Source organism: Flagellimonas amphidinii, assembly GCF_013090115.1.
GTDB lineage: Bacteria > Bacteroidota > Bacteroidia > Flavobacteriales > Flavobacteriaceae > Flagellimonas > Flagellimonas amphidinii.
This window is the reverse complement of sequence record NZ_JABFNN010000030.1, coordinates 386852-407443: the sequence shown is the minus strand read 5'-3', so window position 1 is coordinate 407443 and position 20592 is coordinate 386852. Positions and strand designations below refer to the sequence as shown.

Genomic DNA, 20592 nt, shown 5'->3' with positions numbered 1-20592 from the left:
ACGATACTGTGGACATGGTAGATGATGATGTCTCTCAAACTGATGATGACCCTGGTACCGATGATGATCCAGGGGGTGGCCAGTCCGGAACCTTTGAAATGGTCGATGTTCAGATAACATTGCCTCAAGGCAATGGTTTTGACCTATCCGGGGCCTCGGTATTTTCAATGGGATCCCAATCTACGGTTGAAGGGACATCCGCAGGAGATATTCCCTTTAATTTGGGCACTAGGGAAATCGCCTATCTTTTTGATGGTGATGGGGACTTGGTCCTGGCTGGGTTTCTTACCGATGATCGAAAGGAAATTTCAGCAGCTTCCACAGTAGAGGTTCTTCTATACTTTGGTATGCTTTCATCTGTCAGGTCCTCAGAATACAAAACTGCGTTCATTGAAAATATAGGCAACGAACAAGCCTTTATAGATTTTGCCAATGATTTTGAAACACAATTCACTGAAAACCCAAAAACACTTTCAGAGGGCACATATGCAACAAGGTTGAACGAGGCACTTGTTGCACTTGAAGGTAAAGAAGTTATAGATATTGGGTACAAAATAGATGTTGATCCCAACGAATCTGAAAGTGGAATCCTTATGAACAAGATAGGGAAAGATAAACTGTCCATGACCAATTGGTTCACAAGACGGGCTCAAGCCTTTATTTACATGGTTTCATACGAAGATGATTCCGGTAATGAGGTAACTGTACTATCTGATATTTCAAACTCTGTTATGCCCGACAAAGAGGTGGAAATTCCTCATATAAGCCTCTTGGATGAATCCAATGGCAATCAAAACAACCAAACCTTTAATGTTGCCCTTTGTGGTAGTGATGCATTGAACAGATCGGTAACCACTGAGGAGATGGATCTGGCATTGACGGGAGATAACACCAAAGAAACTTGGGAAGTTGCTGTTGTAGGCCCCGGATCGTCAAAAATTAACTTTAATGGAAGGGATATGACCGTTAACGAAAGGGCAAAATTTGAAGAGTTGGCCATAAAAACTTTTATTATGGACTATTTTCTTCCCGTTTTAATGGATATTGGAGGAAACAAAGATATCTATGACGACAAAACACTGCAAGAGGCGGATGAAATCGTAACCATTGTAGAATCTATATTACGTGCACATGAACCTTCCATCGAAGCAGTATTCGATGGCCTCTTTACTACTGCACTGGAAGAATTTTTACCCTTTTTATATGACGATATAAGACTTTCCAATGATTTAAGGACTATCCTTTGGGCCCTTTATAAATATGTTGACGACGGGAACAGCCCAAATACATTTATACAGAACAATGAACTGATCGAAGAGGGCATGGAACGTTACAACAAAGTTATTTCGTCTATCCATCAATCTTTCAGAAACTCTGAAGGCCTTCAGTGCATAAAAAAAATGAATACTGTAACCTCTAATTTTGAACGATGGGAGGTGGTTGTCGAAAAAGGTATCGTTGATCTAGACCCACAATATATGGTCACCACCAACGAAGCTGATGGAAAAGAGATTTGGGCAGAAGTTATTGTAAGTGGCAATGGGCCTTATGAATATGAATGGTCCACCACTACCCAATTTGGTGGGTTCTTGAGCGATGTAAAAGGAAACAATGGGTCATCGTTCACCACGGATTCAGATACGGTCCTTTTTATAAGCACGGCATCAAACGAACAATTATCCGATAACGGTGAAAATTTGGAAACGGTAACCGTTACTGTATATGAGGGTACGGGCAGCAACAGGGTCGAAATTGGTTCGGATCAAATGCAGGTAAATGTAAAAAAAGGGCAGCCCCTCTACATAAAACCAAACAATTCCACTCTTGAAGGAGATGAAAACCTGACGCTATACCTGGTCAACTCCATGAATCAAAGAATTGTTCCTGATACCGAGAGGGATTATAAAGTTGTATGGCGAACCCAAGGTAAACATGGCCGTTTTGAGGGTATTTCAAAAAGCTTAACTACCTATAATGAAGCTACGATCGAGTATACTTGTACAGATACAGAAACCGCCGAGGGAGAAGAAGAAGTTTTTGCCAGAGTTTATTCACGATTAAAAAATAGTAGCGAGGGGTACAAATTATATGATGAGTTGGAAGCAACTATAAAGATTAGAAATGATGAAAGGGTAGAATACGAAACCTTAAAACTTGAGCACTATCAAACCGAATGTGTGGATGATAGAAACTCTGATCAAATGGTAGTCTATGTAGATAAAGTTGAAGAAGCCACCCAATACTATATTGTATATGAGGAGATTTATTTTGGCTGGGCAGATGAATACGGTTATCGATCACCTATTTCTTGGACCAATGACAACTATGATGACTATTATATTACAGATCTGGGCGATAAGTTCAGGGTAAGGTCAGTTTGGGCGGGTGGTCCATGCGACAATTCAAATACAACTGCCAAGTATGCCACTATAAAAGGTTATGCCACACTAGCCACAACTATTAGCCAATGATAGACAATTGAAAATCAAAAAGAATAATTTGACATAAACGACTAAAATATTGATTTAAACTTTAATTGTTTTTTAGCCAATTGAAATTCTTTAAATTCCCCGTACTTTCAACAAAGTATGGGGGATTCCAAGAAAGAAAAGAGCATAGACATTCTAAATGGGTTTCGGCAAAATAATCAATATGCATTGTCGAGCATATACAAAACTGTTTATCCTAAAGTAAGGTTGTACGTTCTAAAAAACAACGGCGACGAGGACCAGGCCAAAGACATCTATCAAGAAGCATTTGTTGCCTGCTGGAAGAACATTAAGGACCATAAGTTTAAGGAAGGTAATGTAGAAGGCTATCTTTTTACCATAGCCAAAAACAAATGGACCGATTTTTTACGGTCGGCCAACTATAGAAAGACTGTATCTGTGGATGCCTCTCCCCATTTAAGGATGGTATCTGAAGAAGCACCGGAAATGGACCGGGAGAGAAAAGAAGAAACGGACACAAATGCAATGAGGTCTGCTTTATCACAACTTGGCAACAATTGTCAAAAGCTATTAAAGCTCTTCTATTTTGAACGCAGATCCATGGAAGAAATCGCAACGGTCATGGGCATGGCCCCCAACTCTGCCCGTAACCAAAAATACCGTTGCATGAAAAAACTAAGGACGCTGAGCCTACAAATCAAAAGCAATGGAAAATAGTTATAAAGACATATCACCAGACCAACAAGAAACCTTCGAACGGTTTCTGATGGACGTTATGAGCGAAACCGAACGAATCGATTTTCAGCAAAAATTGGAATCCGATACCGAACTGGCACAAAAGTTCAACGATTTCAAGACCTTGTTCCGAATGGTTGAGGAAACTGCTCTTCGCGAATCAATGGACAGTCTACATACTGAGATGGAAGCTTCTGGGAAAAAGGAAATTGTTCCACATCCCAAATTCAATTTATATAGGATTGCAGCTGGTGTGGCCATTTTAATTTCGTTGGGAGCTTGGTTTTTGTTCCGTCAAAATCCCAACGAAAAATTGTTCAACAAGTATTTTACCCCAGACCCTGGACTCCCAACAGTTATGGGAACCAGCGATAATTACACTTTTTATGAGGCCATGGTAGATTATAAGCAAGGAAATTATGACACTGCCATAGCCAAGTGGCAGGGCCTTCATCAGCTTCAGGCCAGTAATGATACACTCAATTACTTTTTGGGAACGGCCTTTTTATCAAATGGAAAAGCTGACAGTGCCATCCCATTCCTTAACAACACTTTGCAATACAACCAAAGTGTTTTCCATGAAGACGCCTTGTACTACCTAGCCCTTGCCTATTTAAAGGAGGGAAAAACGGACCAAGCTATCAACATATTGGAATCGTCAAAGGACGAGCGGAGCAAAACCCTTTTGCAAGAATTAACCAACTGATCATGCTCGGCAAAAACAAGTTCATATTCCCATTTTTGATGGTTTTATGCTGTCAATCCATGCTCCATTCCCAAGAAGGACACATTCTGGAAAAGATAGATAGCCTCATTGCAATCGATCAATTGGAAAAGGCCAAAACTTTGATTCTAAAGGAAACCGAAAAGGAAAAAACCCATCTTAATTTGGGAAAATTGGTTTACCCCTTGGGAAAAATTGAATTTCTAAAAGATAAGAACACATCATTTAATGATGCTAGGGATTTCCTCCAGCATATTGATGATAAAAGCCTGCACGATACCATCTTATATGAAGGGCTGTTGGGAATGGGTCTGTTGCATGTTGACCAAGGAAGCGTGGTTGCGGCAAACGATTATGCCCTTAAGGCAAATACAATGGCCAAAAGTCTTGGAAATCCCTTAAAAATGATGGAATCAGAATTTCACCTTAGTGAAATTGGACTCAAATTGGGAGATTTTAATCAGTTAATGCAACGAACGGAGAATGTACTTCAATTGATCAAGGACAATCCATCCCTTAAATTTCCTTTGGCTCCCAGAACCTATAATTATAAGGCTTCACTATCACATTTTATGGGCCAGCCAGATAGTGCCAATTATTATTTTGAAAGGGCGCTCAAGTCCATTTCCAATTCCTCTGACACTCCTGAAAACCGCTATTATCTTCCGGGCACCATTTATGGCAACTGGGTCATGGTAAAACAATCTGAAGGGGATTACCATGCCGCAATGGACATGACCCTTAGCTGCATAACCCATTTCAATACATTTCTGGAAAAAACCAACAACCATCCCCTGACCGAAAAGATACATGGCAATTTGACCATTGCTTATAGAAATCTAGGCAGCCTGTACAATGATATCGGCAATAAGAAAAGAGCAAAACAGATAGCGACACTTGGGTACAACCATGCCAAAAACAATCTATTACCCAATACAGTGCAATACTTCAGTTCAATTTTGTTGATGGCTGAAGCCCATTTGTTCAGCAAGGACCTGAACAAATCACGAAAATATTTGGAAGAAGCAGAAAAATCCTTGAATTCAATTCCAGGGGACAATCTTTCATATTGGGGCAACCTGTTCAATGTATATGGGGATCTTGAAAGCGAGTACGATAATTATGATGAGGCCATATCCTATTATCACAAAACACTCTCGGTCTATGAGAAAAACAACCCTGACGGATACAGCCAAAATCAAATTTATACCCAATTGAATTTGGCGCAGACCTATTCGCGCGCAGGGCTTTTTGACCAAGCCAAAGACCTGCTCAACAAAACCCAACAAAAAGTACAGGAACGATACGGCAAAGGTGGATATTTGGACAATGCAGTTTCCCTTTCAAAAATACGTGTATCATTCGAAGCCGATGACTTTTTGGAAACCATCATGCTTTGTAACGCACTACTGGAAAGTTATAATTCGCGGTTTTCAGGAAATGAGAAAAACAGGTATTATTTTGGTGCAGACCAGGCCAAGGTAGTTTTGTTTTTGGCCAAGGCAAGATATGGGATGCTTGCTACAAAATCCCCGGCGACCTTAGCGGAAATAACAAAACTTATTGACGAGGCAACCAAGATTGTTGAAAACAGAAGACCCCTGGTCTCATCCCAACAAGCTGTGGCCGATTTGATAGAAGATAATAAAGAGGTTTTTGATTTTGCCAAAAAGGTATACCTGGATCTTTATAATAGTACTAAGAACCATGAGTATCTTGAAAAGGTCATGGCGCTTCACGAATCAGCCATTTATAATAAAATAAGGGCTCGTCTCAATCTTATTGAAAGTACTCTGGCCCCTGCCGAAATCAAAGAAAGGGAACAACTGATCAAGGAGAGGATGAATTCTTTTTTTGATGCCGAAGCAGGGACCCAATTTAATGTCTTGGAATGGGAGAAAACTTCCGAAAGCTGGGACAATTACCTTGATAGCATCCAAAAAAACTACCCGGAATACTATGCTATGAGGTACGCTTCAATTGTTAGGCCTTTGACCAAATTAAAGCAACCCATCAACCCTGAAACCACAATTGTCCGCTATTTTTTTGTTGGTGAAAACCTTTATGCATTTGTACATAACAACACCAAAACATCACTTATTGAATTGCCCAATACTTTGGACAACGCGTGCATACGGGTACTATCCGATTATACTTCTGATACGGACATGCTTTTTAACTGCCTCAAGACCTTGCACGATCAACTCTGGGCCCCTTTGGCCAAACACGTTGACACTAAAAACGTCATCATTTTTCCAGATGCGGAACTGTTCAATTTGAGTTTTGAACTTTTGACCCCTGAAAGGGTCAGTTCATTAAATGATATTTCAAAAAATGCGCTATTATCCCAACACAACATCTCCTACAATTACAGTCTGTTGCTGTTGGAAAATGGTTCCAAAACATTACAATATGATAGTGATTTTGTAGCCTTTGTTCCGGAATTTGATCATGCCATGAAGGCCAATTACCAAATGGCTATTTCGGATTCCCTCTTTTTGGACAAAGCCTATTTGATGCTCCTCCCCCAACCTTTTAGCACTGATTTGGCCAAAAAATTCGGAAAAAAATTCGATGGCAATACCTTCTTGAATTCAAATGCGTCAAAACAGTTGTTCTCTGAATCGGCCAAAGAGCATAAGATTATCCATATTGGCACCCATGCAGAATCGAACAATGTGAATCCTGAACTGTCCCGATTGGTTTTCGCAAAGAATGTTTCAGACTCCATCAACATCAACGACAATTATCTCTATACCTACGAGATCTATAATCAAAACCTAAGCTCCAATTTGGCTATTTTGACTGCTTGCGAGACAGGAAAACCAACGTATCAGCCTGGGGAAGGCATGATATCCCTGGCACATGCCTTCAACTATGCCGGAAGCGAAAGTATTTTGACAAGTTTGTGGCAAATCGACGAACAATCAAGTACACAAATCCTGGGCTATTTTTACGATTATCTTTCCGAAGGAAAACCAAAGGACGAAGCACTTAGGTTGGCCAAATTGGACTATTTGCAGAACGCCGATGGCAGAACCCTTCACCCACAGTATTGGGCGGGTTTGGTTTTGATGGGCAATACCTCTCCAATTGAACTTTCCACTGGCAACCATTGGATTTGGTGGGGGCTCATTTTGGTTGCTTTGGCGCTTCTTTTGTGGTGGTGGGCACAAAAAAAAAGACCCTCAGAGCATTGAGAGCCTTTTCAATCAACTAACCTAACTAACTCAAAAAATTTTATCCTCCGTTGTTATTGGGAACATTCGGATTATTGTCATCTGGATCTTGGTTGGCCGGAACTCCATCATTGTCATTGTCCACAAATTCGCCATCCCTACCTACAAACAGTTGATAGTTTATGGGCAAAAAGGTTTCGGCAACCTGGGTGTCATATTCTGCGGAGGGCGCAGAGGTAACGGAAATGGCCGAAAAGGTTCCTCCAGCTATAAAAGTAGACCGCACCCAAACCTGACCGGTTATTCCTCCAAAACGCAACAATCTCGCGGTAAATTGGGAAGGAATTCCTTCAAAAGAGCTGTTGGACGTTGTGGTACAGACCACATCTGGCGACCCATTAAATCCATAATGGGCAAACATGGCATTGATTTCGTTGGCAATAATATTGGTTGCTGAAATCTATCCGGCTGCTTGGGTGTTGGGCACCCATCTAAAGACCACATTGTTATCATTCCTGACCACATTTACCCCGATGGTTCCGGTCAAAGGATCCGTGATTTCATTGGCATTGAATCCCTGTGGCATTACAAATCCCAACAAAGGAAACTGACTGTGGATGAACTGCTGTCCTGGGTTTTTTACAACGGGAATCTGGGTCAATGGAAGTGGAATGCTATGGGAAAAATCCCAATAGGCCGCCGAAGGACCTTGAACATTTGTACATACTTGGGAATTGAACCCTTGTAAAACAGAATTGTTGTTTCCATTGCCTCCCTCACCATCCTTATTACAGGAAAAGAAGATCAGGGTAAAAGATGCTATTGCAACTAGAGTTATTTTTTTCATGATTTGTTCTTTTCCCTACTATCGTAATGGAAAAAAAATGTCATCATTAATTAAAACGTTACAGTCGGGAAAGCTAAAAATGTTGTACCCAAATAAAAAGCCGAGATGCTAAATCTCGGCCTTTCCTTTAAGTACCTTGGGTGGGAATCGAACCCACACTCCCGAAAGAACTGGATTTTGAATCCAGCGCGTCTACCAATTCCGCCACCAAGGCATTTTTGGCACTTATCTCAAATGCGGATGCAAAGCTAAAAAATAATTTTGTTTACCACCAAAAATAGAAGCAATAATCCTTTAGCAACCCGAATTAATTTATAAATTTGCACCTCTTTTATAAAAAAGTACTTATAAAAAGTTAGCTAACAAGAGATTGCAATGCCATATCGAGTTCCCGAACCCAAAATTTTTGCATGTACCCAGAGTGTTGAGCTTGGTAAAAACATTGCAGCTGCCTATGGCGCGGATTTAGGGAAAATACAATTCTCTAGATACAGCGATGGAGAGTTTCAGCCTTCTTTTGAAGAATCCATTCGGGGAACTAGAATTTTCATCATTGGCTCTACTAATCCTGGACCCGAAAATTTAATGGAAATGTTGTTGATGTTGGATGCCGCCAAAAGAGCATCAGCAAGACACATTACAGCAGTTATGCCCTATTTTGGTTGGGCCAGACAAGATCGTAAAGATAAACCCCGTGTTCCTATAGCTGCCAAATTAGTGGCCAAAATGTTAGAAACGGCCGGAGCCACTCGTATTATCACCATGGATTTGCATGCTGATCAAATTCAAGGGTTCTTTGAAAAACCTGTGGACCATTTATTTGCCTCCACACTTTTCCTGCCCTATCTCAAAGGTCTCAATTTGGATAATCTGTGCATCGCCTCTCCAGATATGGGTGGTTCTAAGAGAGCATATGCTTATTCCAAAGCATTGGAATGTGATGTTGTAATCTGTTACAAACAACGCGCTAAGGCCAATGTTATCTCCCATATGGAACTGATTGGAGATGTGAAAGGGAAAAACGTGGTACTCGTTGATGATATGGTTGATACAGCCGGTACGCTTACCAAAGCTGCTGACTTGATGATGGAAAGAGGAGCCAAAAGCGTTCGCGCAATAACTACACACGGATTGCTTTCTGGCAATGCTTATGAAAAAATAGAAAATTCAAAATTAACGGAACTGATCATTACAGATTCTATTCCTGTTGATCAAGGACAAGAAAAAATAAAGATATTGAGTTGTGCCGATCTTTTTGCCGATGTCATGCATCGTGTACATCATAATACATCAATATCTTCCAAATTTTTAATGTAAATCAATTTTAATATTTAATAATGAAGTCAATTACTATCAAAGGATCTCAAAGAGAAAGCGTGGGCAAGGTTTCTACCAAAGCCTTACGTAATGCTGGAAAGGTCCCTTGCGTACTGTACGGAGGGGATAAGCCATTACACTTTTCAGCGGATGAACTTTCATTCAAAAATTTAGTGTACACTCCCAATGCCCATACAGCGGTAATTGAATTGGAAGGTGGTCAAACTTTTGAAGCTGTTATGCAGGATATTCAATTTCATCCTGTAACCGATAAGATTTTGCACGTGGATTTTTACCAATTGTTCAAGGACAAGCCGGTTACCATGAATATTCCAGTTCGTTTGGAAGGCAATTCTCCTGGTGTACGCAACGGTGGTCGTTTGCTTTTCAGAAAAAGAAAACTTTCTATCAAAGCATTGCCAGATTTACTTCCAGATTTCATTACAGTGGATATTTCCAAATTAAAAATTGGAGGAACTATTCCTGTGGAAACACTTTTGAATGATGATTACACCATTTTACATCCAAACAGTACAGCTGTTGTTCAAGTAAAAGCTTCTAGAACATCTGTTGCAGGTGATGATGACGATGATGAAGAAACAGCTGAAGAAGGTGCTGCAGAAGCTCCAGCAGCTGAGGCTACTGAATAAATAGCATCAAAAATTAATTGATACAAGCATCCCAGATTACATATTAGATTTGGGATGCTTTTGTATTTTTAGACAAACACATCTAATTTGATGTTCCAATTTTTAAAATCACTTTTTGGTTCTATCAATCGTTTGGGAGAAGAAACTGATTCTATGAAAAAATTCCTTATTGTTGGTTTGGGCAATATTGGGTCTGAATATGATGAAACCAGACATAATATTGGTTTTAAAGTTTTGAACTTTTTGGCCGAACAGGAAAGTTTCACCTTTGAAAGTGCTAAGCTTGGAAGTGTGGCCACTTTTAAACACAAAGGTAAAAGTGTTCTATGCCTAAAACCCTCCACTTATATGAATCTAAGTGGAAAGGCTGTAAAATATTGGATGGAAAAAGAGAAAATTCCATTGGACAATGTACTAATAATAACAGATGACATCAATCTTCCCTTTGGAACTATTCGACTCAAAACCAAAGGCAGTGACGGTGGGCATAATGGTTTAAAAGACATTCAGAATGTACTACAATCCTCAAAATATAACCGATTTAGGTTTGGAGTCGGCTCTGAATTCAGCAAAGGTAGACAAGTAGAACATGTTTTGGGCAAATGGAACACAGAGGAAAAGGCCGCAATGCCTGAACGTTTACAAAAAGCAGCAGAACTTATAAGATCATTTGTGTTTTCAGGAGCCAAGAACACAATGAATCAATTTAATGGAACTTAATCAGAAAACCCTAAATTCAAAAATCCCAGAGTCTGATGTATTTCCTTCTGCATCTGTGGTAATTACACTCCAGTAGTAGACCATATCTGATTCAACACCCACCGATACTTCCATAGTGCCAGCATCAGTAGTACCAACAGAAGTAGTAGGTGGATTTTGGTCTGAAAAAAATATCTCAAAAGAAGCAATGTCGTTCTCTACATCTGAACCAGACCAAACCAAAGCTACTTCATTGGCAATATCTCTTTGTACTGTAGATCCTGAAACAGGACTTACCAGTTGAGCCGGAAAAGGCGCATATGAAGTCTGTGCCCCTGCATTGTAAAACAACCACGTATCGCTAGTGGCAACTTGGTCAGATTGGGAATTTCTAGACGTAACTGACCAAGAAAACGGTGCCCCTTTAGCAATGGACAAGCTTGCTGAGGTTGTAGCCGTGGAAATAGTTTGGGGAGTATTGGCATCCAAGTTCACCACGCTTAATGTATAACTGTCCGTATTTGATGAAGCCTCCCATTCAAAAGTAATTTGACTCAAATTTTCATTTACACTGACACCTGTGGTACATTCTGAACTTTCCAAAGGAAAAACCAAATTGGCTCCGCCTGGCACTGGTGGTGGGTCATCACTACCTCCGCATGAGATTAAAAGGGCAAGTATTGTTAAGCTTAATAACGTCTTTTTCATTGCTTGATTATTTTAAAAATTTCATGAACCCCATCCATCTTAATATTTATATAGTAAGTGCCAGTTGACAACATCGATAAATCCATTACCAAATCATTACCATTTACGGTTTTTAAGTCCCTCATAACTAATTGTCCATTTCCGGAAAAAACTTCAATAGTTACAGCCCCAATATATCCATTGAGAAAAATCTTAGTCTCATCATCAACCGGATTTGGATATAATATGGGTTTGGAAGAAAAGAAAAACGTTTCTTCATAAGTTCCTTGGCATGATAAATTCGTATATGCCCTCAACGTATTTGTTCCAGCTTGCAAAGGCAATTGTATTTTAGATTCAACAGTTTGTGTAACTAACCCGTTGAGCTCTACATTATAAAGACTTCCTCCTTCTAAGGTGAGTTCCAAAATCCCGGAATCCACCGCCACAGCCGCAGACAAAAGTTCTGGCTCCGTTACAACAACAGTAAAACAAGCTTCTTGATAGGTTATTGTCCCATTTATTCCATTAATGCATAATGTATAACTGCCCGCCGTAAGGTTTTCAAAAGTATGGCCATCAGTGAAATCCACATTCACAGGAGTTCCTCCTCCATCCAAAACAGCCGAGTATGCAATTGAAGTATCCAAAGGAGTAATTGTAACAAAACCATCATTGCTGTCCCTGCAGGATTCACTTTGTATTTCTATTTGGAAATTATCCGTAGCAAAACGATTTACTGGACAACCATTTGTATCTACTTCTACTCCTTTTGGCGTTCCAAGACATAAATCGTCACCATCATCAAAAACACCATCTTCATCCTCATCTGGTCTAAAAGCTCCTTCCACACAAATTTCTAAGGAAAAACCAGTAAAAGATCCCCCATCACTAGCCGCAGTATCTTGAATTTCCAAAGTCCACTCACCGAGAGAAGATTCTCCATTAAGTGAGGCTAAAGAACCCAGTGGCTGTACGGTTTCTGAAATTGCCGGACTTCCAGAACATTGAATCTTGACACCATCATCATCAAAAGTTGCAGTTACATCATTTAAATCTCCACAAGAATTTGAAATCAATGTTACCCTAGTCCCAGATGGCGAAATCAAGCTTATTATTAAATCTTCTAAATATGTATGGTTTAGTTCAACACCAACATTTACATCTGTAATTGGTAAATCTTCAAAGACTTGAATGGTTGAGGAAATGGTTGGGGTTCCTACAGTAGAAATTTCCAAGGGAACACCACTTGCATTAAAGCTATTGCAATCCAATTGTATGGTTGTAAAACTGTTGGCAGCTCCAAAAGTTCCAATACCACAATTATTATTGGGCCTTACCCGCCAAAAATATTCAGTTTGCTCCTCTAGACTTGTAGCATTATAAAAATTAAAAGGAACTGTTGCCGACTCAACAATTGAAGTAAATCCAACATCGTCAGCAATTTCCACATCGTAAGATGTATAAAGCTCATTGGCCTCCCACTCCAACCGTGCATCTACAGAAGTACTTGCCTCTCCATTGGTTGGCGCGAGCAGTACCACATCAGAAAAACCTGTATCCCTAACCGCTATGGATAAATCAACCTCTTTTGTTACCGACGCTGATGTTGAGATCACTGAAATTTGATAAACCCCGGGCGAGACATTATCTGTATTTGATAGGGTGAGATTAATCGAAGTATCATTGGTATTGGCTTGGGTTGGTGAAAAAGCCGCTGTTAAACCCACAGGCACATCGGCAGAAAAAGTAGAGGTTTCACTAAACCCTCCAAAGGTTTCATAAGTAAATGGTATAACCAAATCATCAGGTTGGCAAACTTCATAACTTAATTCCTGAAAGCCAAGCACAACTTGCGATTGTTGGATTGAAAAATCAGCTGCGTTTACAGCAAAGAATATATTGTTACTTGCTTTTACCATTATACGTGCATTTGTTGTAGCATCACCGGGCATCAACACTTCTTCTGAGCCATCATTTAGAGTGTCATCTGCCAAGATAACGGGGAAAGTAACACCTCCATCCAATGAAAGAAAGATATCCACGGCCAACGCATTGACCGGCAAAATATTGGTATTCGCCACATCCCAAGTAATTTCTTGGGTAGAACCCGCTTCGTAAACTTCGCTTGAAGCTTGCGAGGTTACCAAAAATGGACCAGCAGCATTGACCACTTTAACATCCAGCAAATCTGAAACTACCTGCCCGCCGCCTGCGGCATTGTCCCTTACAGTCATTGCAAATCTCATGTCACGCTCCACATTTGAAACTGTTTCCCAAGCCTCATTTATTAATGGATTTGTTTGCGTCAAATTTCCTTGGACAACCTCAGAAAGTTTTGGAAAATATCTTTGCGGGCTTGTAGTTGGCGGCAAAGATCTAAAATTGGCCCCACTTGAGTTTTCTGGACCAAAGGAATTAGTGGTCACAATACCATTATCTATTTGCTCCCAAGTATAGGTAAGCACATCCCCTACATCCGGGTCACTTGCATTTCCTTCCAACACAAAGGCAGTTCCTTTTGGAATTATAAAATCATCAACTGGAGTCACTATGGTGGGTGGGGAATTGGTCAAAGCGGTAGTTTCTGCACAGGTTGTTGTCTCCAAATAATTAGAAATTTGAAGAATACTGTTATAATGAAAATAGTCATCGCCATTTGGCGCCACATTGTTTGCACCAACTATCCCAGCATATCCCATAATAGTGGTTCCACTAGCAGGTTCTGCTTGTACCCCAGTTCCCTCAGACTCAAAGGACCATGTATGGTTGGCACCAAACTGGTGTCCCAATTCATGCGCAACATAATCCACATCAAACGTATCTCCTTTTGGATTGAAAGCTGAGGAAAAAGCGCTTCCTTTTTGATTATCCACACAAACAGCCCCTATAAATCCGGCATTCCCATTATCTTGCCCCTCATCCACCTTATGAAATAGGTGCCCAACATCGTAGTTTTCCTCTCCAATAGTAGTTGTTAAAGTGTTCTGTACTTCTCCATTTAAGTTGCCATTATAAGGATCCGTATCTGGATCAGTAAAGATTACCAGCTCATTATTGGGAACAAGTTCCAAAGTAACGCCCAAATCGGTCTCGAAGACTTCATTTACACGGGTAATCGTGGCATTGATTGCCGCAAGGGCATCGGCAACGGTCCCCCCATGAAAATCTGTATATTCCCCTGAAGCTGAAACCGCAATCCTGAATTTCCTCAACAGTTGATCATCAACCAATGGGATAACGGTCTTTCCTGTACTTTGCCCCTCTTTTATTTTAGTTTGAATCGCACTTGTCTTGCATACAAAAGCATCCAAACCAGACACTCCGGTTCCCTTTTCATATAGCACATAAGCATCATTCATATTGGAAATTTTTTCCATAAATGCAGTACCTTGGTTGTTCAGGCCTACAATCATGGTTTGCACTCCTTTGTGTGAACTACTCAGCTTTACCTTGTATTCTCCATTAACACTAACACCAGTATACGATTTAATGTTTGGATATTTGGCCGCTAAGCTTTCACTTAGCACAGGTGTTTCACGAATGGCAAAAGCAATTATTTCTCCCTTGTTATTAGGCAGGTATATTAGTTGTTTTTCTCCTTTTTTCTTTGAAAAAGATTGTAATTCTTTTGAAAAAACCGATTTATCCAAAGAAAAAACTGCCCGAGCCTTTTCCATATTTTTTACAGAAACACTCTTATAACTCGATTTTTTGGGAACAGGTTTCCAATAAGATTGCTGCCCTTGTACTGAAAAGCAGCCAAAAATTATGGTAATTGATAAAACAAGATGTAATTTAGCTTTCATACAAAGTAGGCATCGGTCAGTTTCAAAAATAAGCCTTTTTTATTTCTTAGTTAGGTGGAAACAATCCATAACATTTCTCATTATAAGGACATTCCGTTTCAAACGGCGATTACCATTGGTACTTTTGATGGAGTACATTTGGGCCACCGTAAAATATTGGAACGCCTCATAAATAGTGCCAAATCTTCCGGATTGAAGTCAACAGTACTCACTTTTTTCCCTCATCCTAGAATGGTGCTGCAAAAAGACACGGATATAAAACTGTTAAATACTCTTGATGAGAAAGTCCAGATCTTAAGTGAACTAGGACTTGACTATCTTATTGTACACCCTTTTACCAAGGAGTTTTCCCGACTTTCTGCAACCGAGTTTGTTCGTGATATATTGGTCAATAGCCTTAAGACAAAGAAGGTTATAATCGGTTATGACCACCGTTTTGGTCGAAATAGAAATGCCAACATTCAAGACCTTATTACTTTTGGAAATACCCTTGATTTTGAGGTTGAAGAAATTCCGGCCCAAGAAATTGATGATGTCTCTGTAAGCTCCACCAAAATTAGAAAGGCGCTCTTGGACGGTGGCGTGAATACCGCTAACAATTATTTAAGCTATCCCTATATGCTCACCGGAACCATCATTAAAGGGAAAGGTTTGGGCAAGCAATTTGGTTTTCCTACAGCTAACCTACATGTTCCAGAAAATCACAAACTTGTTCCCAAAAATGGAGTGTATGTGGTTAAAAGCATATTGAATGGCAAGGAATATTTTGGCATGATGAACATTGGTTTTAACCCAACCGTCTTGGGAACCGAAAAAACCATAGAAGTCAACTTCTTTGAGTTTGAAGGAAATCTCTACGGCAAAAAAATTCAGGTCGGTATTTTACATCGCATCCGTGATGAACATAAGTTCAATTCTGTTGAAGAACTAAAGGAACAGCTTAAAAAGGATAAACACCTATCACTGGAACTAATCTCCAAATAAATGCTAGACCGATTCCTCTTTAGAAAAATAGACAACGCCCAACTTATTGTTTTTAGGATTTTCTATGGCTTTTTGGTAAGTGCAGAGTGTTATGGCGCCATTATTACTGGGTGGGTTCGAAGAACTTTTATTGAACCTCAATTCACTTTTTCCTTTATAGGCTTTGAATGGTTGCAACCGCTCCCGGGTAACGGAATGTATATCTATTTTGCCGTCATGGGCACTCTTGGGGTCTTGATAACATTGGGATACAAATATCGGTTTAGTGCTTTTGCATTTGCCTTTATGTGGGCAGGTGTTTATCTAATGCAGAAGACCTCTTACAATAATCACTATTATTTATTCATGCTTCTGGCCTTTATTATGGCCATGTTCCCTGCTCACAGAGACGCTTCTTTCGATGCAAAACTAAATCCAAATGTGCACTCCCATACCATGCCCAATTGGATTCGCTGGACCATCATCCTACAACTGTTCATCGTTTACACCTATGCATCTGTTGCAAAACTTTATGGAGATTGGTTGGATTTCAGTTTCATTGACGTGCTCATGAAACCAAAGAAGGATTACTTTCTCATAGGTGAGTTGTTACAGGAAAAATGGATCCATAAAATTGTTGCGGTCTTCGGCATCCTTTTTGACTTACTTGTTATTCCAGCATTGCTCTGGAAGCCATCACGAAAAATAGCTTTTGCTTTGGCTATATTCTTCCATCTTTTCAATAGTTATGTATTCAGAATTGGAATTTTCCCTTACTTGTCATTGGCATTCACTGTTTTCTTTTTTGAACCACAAACTATTAGAAACATATTCCTAAAAACCAAAAAGATAGTTATTGATGATATTAGCGCCATTCCAAAAAACAGAAACATCGTTTTAGTTGTTTTGGGAAGCTATTTCTTGGTGCAGCTACTACTTCCTCTTAGACATCATACTTTTGTGGACAATGTACTATGGACCGAGGAAGGTCACCGCTTAAGTTGGCGTATGATGCTCCGAGGAAGATCGGGAACCATCCGTTACCGGGTGGTAAACAAGGAAACTGATAAGGTAACTTACATTGACCTGGATGACTATCTTACAAAAAAGCAACGAAGAAGAGTAGCAAGTTACCCTGACTTTGCTTGGCAATTTGCGCAACACCTAAAAAAAGATTACGCTGCCAAGGGTGAGGATATTCGGGTATATGTCAAAAATCGAGTGAAAATAAATGATGGCAATTATTATGAATTCATAGACCCTACTGTTGACCTGGCCAGTGTTCCTTGGAAACATTTTGCGCATAACGAGTGGATCTGCCCTTCTCAAAACTAATATTTGTTGGGCAACTTCACAGATTGCTATAAATTTGCGGCTCAAAACAAAGTTATGCTTCAGCTACAAACAATTCGAGAGAACAAGGAAAGTATCATCAATGCGTTGAAAAAACGAAATTTTGATGCCTCTTCTATTCTATCCAAAATCATTGAACTGGATGAAAAAAGACGTTCCATCCAAACCGAATTGGATAATACCCTAGCTGATTCCAATAAACTTTCCAAAGAAATTGGAATGCTTTTCAAGTCTGGCAAGGCTCAGGAAGCCAATGCACTAAAAGAAAAGACTGCTGGCCTTAAGGAAACTTCAAAGGAGTTGACAGAAGAGTTAAACGTAGCAACCGCTTCCTTACAAGAGCAATTGTATCTGGTTCCCAATATTCCGCATGAGTCAGTCCCAGCTGGAAATTCTGATGAGGACAATGAAGAGGTTTTCAGAGAAGGAGATATTCCTCAATTGGTTGAAGGTGCATTACCGCATTGGGAATTGGCCAAAAAATATGACATTATCGATTTTGAACTTGGTGTAAAGGTATCTGGCGCCGGTTTTCCTGTATATAAAGGAAAAGGAGCCAAACTACAACGCGCATTGATTTCATACTTTTTAGATAAGAACACCGAGGCAGGCTATACCGAAGTACAACCACCTTTAATGGTGAATGAAGCATCAGGTTATGGCACAGGGCAATTACCTGATAAGGAAGGGCAAATGTATCATGTTACCGCAGATGATTTGTATCTCATTCCAACCGCAGAAGTTCCTATTACCAACTTGCATAGGAACGATATTTTAAGCGAAGGTGATTTCCCCATAAAATATACCGGATTCACCCCTTGTTTTAGAAGAGAGGCCGGAAGTTACGGTTCACATGTGCGCGGTTTAAATAGATTACACCAGTTTGATAAAGTGGAAATTGTTCGGATGGAACATCCTGACAATTCATACCAAGCTTTGGACGAAATGGTGGAACACGTCAAGAACATTCTAAGAGCATTGAAGCTTCCTTATCGCATTCTTCGTCTTTGTGGTGGAGACCTAGGCTTTACCTCTGCCCTAACTTATGATTTTGAGGTTTTTTCAACAGCTCAAGACCGATGGTTGGAAATTAGTTCTTGTTCCAATTTTGAAACCTTTCAGGCCAATCGTTTAAAACTCCGATTTAAGGATGAAAATGGAAAAAGCCAATTGGCCCACACACTCAACGGAAGCTCTTTGGCATTGCCCAGGGTACTTGCTGGAATCTTGGAAAACTATCAAACCGAGGGTGGCATAAAAGTGCCTGAAGTATTGGTCCCCTATTGTGGTTTTGATACCATAGACTAAAAAAATCAAGGCCTATTTTGGATTCGCTTAACAGAATCCACCATATTTCTGCGTTATATTTGAAATAAAACAGGCTATTGCGACATATTTTAGTTCTTTTTGCGTGTTTCGCACTTTCATTCTTTGCCCATTCCCAAGAAGATTTTTTGGCCAAGCAATATTTTAATGATGGAGATTACGAAAAAGCCGTGGTTTTCTATGAAAAATTGGCACAAAAGAACCCTCGCCGCACTGACTATGCTGAAGGTTTAGTAGCCTGTTACCAGCAATTGGAACTATACGGGAAAGCTGGAAGCTTTTTGTTGGAAAAAATCAAAGAACCCTACACCTTTCCCACCTTTTTTATAGAACTGGGATATAATTACACCTTGCAAGATCTTCCTGAAAGGTCCTCTGAATATTACGAACAGGCTATTCAAAAGATTGATGAAAATCCCAATTACGGCTATAGTATTGGGTATCGATTTCAAAAATACGCCCTCTTGGACTATGCTATTCGAGCCTATACTCGGGCCATGGCATTGAAACCCGATTTAAACTATGATTTTCAATTGGCAAGAATCTATGGAGAACAAGGGGATATTGAAAAAATGTATCAATCTTATCTAAACCTTATTTGGCAGGGAAGAACTTCTAGATCCAACGTGCTCAGAAACATTGATGATTTTATTTCTGAAGACCCTTCGGATGCCAATAATATTTTACTGAGAAAAGTATTGCTGAAAAATGCCCAAAAGAATCCAGATACTCTTTGGAATGAATTATTGAGCTGGCTCTTCATTCAACAAAAGCAATACAACAATGCTTTCAACCAAGAAAAGGCCATTTTCAAACGCAGCGGTGAATCTTCTTTGGACAGATTGGAAAATCTTGGGCAAATAGCTCTAGAGGACAAATTGTATGAAAGTGCTATCACCATTTTTGAATATATCGTTGAAAACAGTAATGACCCACGGACCAAATTAAATGCAGAACTCCATCTTATCGATATTGAACTATTAGATACCACCGACAAAAAATTGGCATCTGTAGAAAAAAAGTTTCAAAGTTTAGTGACGGAATATGGTAACCAAAGCAATACCCTTCAACTTCAAATTGCCTATGCCAATTTCCTTACCTTCAAAATGGAAAATCCAGAACCTGCCATAGCCATGTTGAAAGAAAGTCTTGAACTCCCCATGGGAAGAATGATTCAAGCTTATGTAAAATTGGCCTTGGGAGATATTCTGGTATATGACCAAAAGTTCAATCAGGCTTTGATTCATTTTACTCAGGTACAAAAACGCCTCAAAAACGATGTGTTGGGTCAGGATGCTCGCTTCAAGGTGGCCCAAACGAGTTTTTACAAAGGGGATTTTGACTGGGCCCTTACCCAATTAAAGGTCCTCAGAAGTTCCACATCACAGTTGATTGCCAATGATGCAATGCAGCTAAGTTTATTAATTTCCGATAATTCGTTGGAGGATTCCACCCAAACCGCTTTACGAAAATATGCCCGGGCTGATCTATTGGCCTATCAAAATAAAAACAAAGAAGCTATTGCCGCTCTCGAGGATATTCTTCAAAACCACAAAGGTGAAAAAATTGAGGATGAGGCATTGCTCAAACAAGGACAGTTGTTGGAAGTACAAAAAGATTACGAAAGTGCTGAATTCAACTATAAAAAGATAGTAGAGTTTTATGCTGATGGCATCTTGGCTGATGACGCCCATTTTGCACTTGGTGAACTTTACCGCACCCAATTGAATGAACCTGATAAAGCCAAAAATCATTACGAACGCATCATCCTAAACTATCAGGATAGTTATTATTTCCCCAAAGCAAGGAAGAATTTTAGAAGGCTACGCGGGGATGTAATTAACTAATTCTTC

General features: G+C 39.8%; 15 protein-coding genes and 1 tRNA gene. 11 read left to right on the top strand and 5 right to left on the bottom strand.

Annotated features, from left to right (window positions below):
• The 4 genes from HJC33_RS08475 to HJC33_RS08460 all read left to right on the top strand — a co-directional run.
• Positions 1 to 2471 (top strand): hypothetical protein (locus HJC33_RS08475; RefSeq protein ID WP_171658374.1); only part of this gene is annotated, 2471 nt, incomplete at its 5' end.
• A 117-nt stretch (positions 2472 to 2588) separates the two neighbouring features.
• Complete coding sequence (locus HJC33_RS08470; protein WP_171658373.1) at positions 2589 to 3167, top strand: RNA polymerase sigma factor; 579 nt, start codon at positions 2589 to 2591, stop codon at positions 3165 to 3167.
• Positions 3157 to 3891: a tetratricopeptide repeat protein gene (locus HJC33_RS08465; RefSeq protein ID WP_171658372.1), complete on the top strand. Its 735-nt coding sequence runs from the start codon at positions 3157 to 3159 to the stop codon at positions 3889 to 3891. Before HJC33_RS08470 ends, HJC33_RS08465 begins: the two co-directional genes overlap by 11 nt.
• Before the next feature lie 2 nt (positions 3892 to 3893).
• A complete protein-coding gene (locus HJC33_RS08460) occupies positions 3894 to 7109 on the top strand; it encodes a CHAT domain-containing protein (protein WP_171658371.1) in 3216 nt (1071 codons plus the stop codon).
• Between the two features lie 40 nt (positions 7110 to 7149).
• Here HJC33_RS08460 and HJC33_RS08455 read toward each other — a convergent pair whose 3' ends face one another.
• The 3 genes from HJC33_RS08455 to HJC33_RS08445 form a co-directional block, all read right to left on the bottom strand.
• Positions 7150 to 7509, bottom strand: coding sequence for a hypothetical protein (locus HJC33_RS08455; RefSeq protein ID WP_171658370.1), 360 nt, complete (start codon positions 7507 to 7509; stop codon positions 7150 to 7152).
• Between the two features lie 39 nt (positions 7510 to 7548).
• Positions 7549 to 7935 carry a hypothetical protein gene (locus HJC33_RS08450; RefSeq protein ID WP_171658369.1) on the bottom strand — a complete coding sequence of 129 codons (387 nt, stop codon included), beginning with the start codon at positions 7933 to 7935 and terminating at the stop codon, positions 7549 to 7551.
• Between the two features lie 132 nt (positions 7936 to 8067).
• A tRNA-Leu gene (locus tag HJC33_RS08445) sits at positions 8068 to 8149 on the bottom strand.
• 161 nt (positions 8150 to 8310) lie between these two features.
• Between HJC33_RS08445 and HJC33_RS08440 the strand changes: the two genes are divergently transcribed.
• From HJC33_RS08440 to pth, 3 genes are all read left to right on the top strand, one after another.
• On the top strand, positions 8311 to 9252 hold the full coding sequence (locus HJC33_RS08440; RefSeq protein WP_171658368.1) for a ribose-phosphate pyrophosphokinase: 942 nt from the start codon (positions 8311 to 8313) through the stop codon (positions 9250 to 9252).
• 20 nt (positions 9253 to 9272) lie between these two features.
• A complete protein-coding gene (locus HJC33_RS08435) occupies positions 9273 to 9902 on the top strand; it encodes a 50S ribosomal protein L25/general stress protein Ctc (protein ID WP_171658367.1) in 630 nt (209 codons plus the stop codon).
• A gap of 90 nt (positions 9903 to 9992) precedes the next feature.
• Complete coding sequence (pth, locus tag HJC33_RS08430; RefSeq protein ID WP_171658366.1) at positions 9993 to 10622, top strand: aminoacyl-tRNA hydrolase; 630 nt, start codon at positions 9993 to 9995, stop codon at positions 10620 to 10622.
• Here pth and HJC33_RS08425 read toward each other — a convergent pair whose 3' ends face one another.
• Together HJC33_RS08425 and HJC33_RS08420 are read right to left on the bottom strand one after the other, a co-directional pair.
• Positions 10623 to 11309, bottom strand: a complete 687-nt coding sequence (locus tag HJC33_RS08425) for a hypothetical protein (protein ID WP_171658365.1) — start codon at positions 11307 to 11309, stop codon at positions 10623 to 10625. It lies immediately after the preceding gene.
• Positions 11306 to 14968 (bottom strand): reprolysin-like metallopeptidase, encoded by a 3663-nt coding sequence (locus tag HJC33_RS08420; protein WP_246245509.1) that lies wholly within the window; start codon positions 14966 to 14968, stop codon positions 11306 to 11308. The genes HJC33_RS08425 and HJC33_RS08420 overlap by 4 nt, the downstream gene beginning before the upstream one ends.
• 183 nt (positions 14969 to 15151) lie before the next feature.
• Here HJC33_RS08420 and HJC33_RS08415 point away from each other — a divergent pair, with 183 nt between their 5' ends.
• The 4 genes from HJC33_RS08415 (at position 15152) to HJC33_RS08400 (ending at position 20586) form a co-directional block, all read left to right on the top strand.
• The gene (locus HJC33_RS08415) at positions 15152 to 16081 is read left to right on the top strand and encodes a bifunctional riboflavin kinase/FAD synthetase (protein ID WP_171658363.1); all 930 of its coding nucleotides are present in this window, start codon (positions 15152 to 15154) and stop codon (positions 16079 to 16081) included.
• Positions 16082 to 17395 carry an HTTM domain-containing protein gene (locus HJC33_RS08410; RefSeq protein WP_171658362.1) on the top strand — a complete coding sequence of 438 codons (1314 nt, stop codon included), beginning with the start codon at positions 16082 to 16084 and terminating at the stop codon, positions 17393 to 17395.
• Between the two features lie 54 nt (positions 17396 to 17449).
• On the top strand, positions 17450 to 18721 hold the full coding sequence (gene serS, locus HJC33_RS08405) for a serine--tRNA ligase (RefSeq protein ID WP_171658361.1): 1272 nt from the start codon (positions 17450 to 17452) through the stop codon (positions 18719 to 18721).
• Positions 18722 to 18798: 77 nt separating this feature from the next.
• Positions 18799 to 20586, top strand: coding sequence for a tetratricopeptide repeat protein (locus HJC33_RS08400; protein ID WP_216366668.1), 1788 nt, complete (start codon positions 18799 to 18801; stop codon positions 20584 to 20586).
• Positions 20587 to 20592 lie beyond the last annotated feature (6 nt).

Coding starts and splice junctions, on each gene's coding strand:
- HJC33_RS08470 (WP_171658373.1), top strand. CDS start 2,589: ATGGGGGATTCCAAGAAAGAAAAGAGCATAGACATTCTAAATGGGTTT.
- HJC33_RS08465 (WP_171658372.1), top strand. CDS start 3,157: ATGGAAAATAGTTATAAAGACATATCACCAGACCAACAAGAAACCTTC.
- HJC33_RS08460 (WP_171658371.1), top strand. CDS start 3,894: ATGCTCGGCAAAAACAAGTTCATATTCCCATTTTTGATGGTTTTATGC.
- HJC33_RS08455 (WP_171658370.1), bottom strand. CDS start 7,509: ATGTTTGCCCATTATGGATTTAATGGGTCGCCAGATGTGGTCTGTACC.
- HJC33_RS08450 (WP_171658369.1), bottom strand. CDS start 7,935: ATGAAAAAAATAACTCTAGTTGCAATAGCATCTTTTACCCTGATCTTC.
- HJC33_RS08440 (WP_171658368.1), top strand. CDS start 8,311: ATGCCATATCGAGTTCCCGAACCCAAAATTTTTGCATGTACCCAGAGT.
- HJC33_RS08435 (WP_171658367.1), top strand. CDS start 9,273: ATGAAGTCAATTACTATCAAAGGATCTCAAAGAGAAAGCGTGGGCAAG.
- pth (WP_171658366.1), top strand. CDS start 9,993: ATGTTCCAATTTTTAAAATCACTTTTTGGTTCTATCAATCGTTTGGGA.
- HJC33_RS08425 (WP_171658365.1), bottom strand. CDS start 11,309: ATGAAAAAGACGTTATTAAGCTTAACAATACTTGCCCTTTTAATCTCA.
- HJC33_RS08420 (WP_246245509.1), bottom strand. CDS start 14,968: ATGGAAAAGGCTCGGGCAGTTTTTTCTTTGGATAAATCGGTTTTTTCA.
- HJC33_RS08410 (WP_171658362.1), top strand. CDS start 16,082: ATGCTAGACCGATTCCTCTTTAGAAAAATAGACAACGCCCAACTTATT.
- serS (WP_171658361.1), top strand. CDS start 17,450: ATGCTTCAGCTACAAACAATTCGAGAGAACAAGGAAAGTATCATCAAT.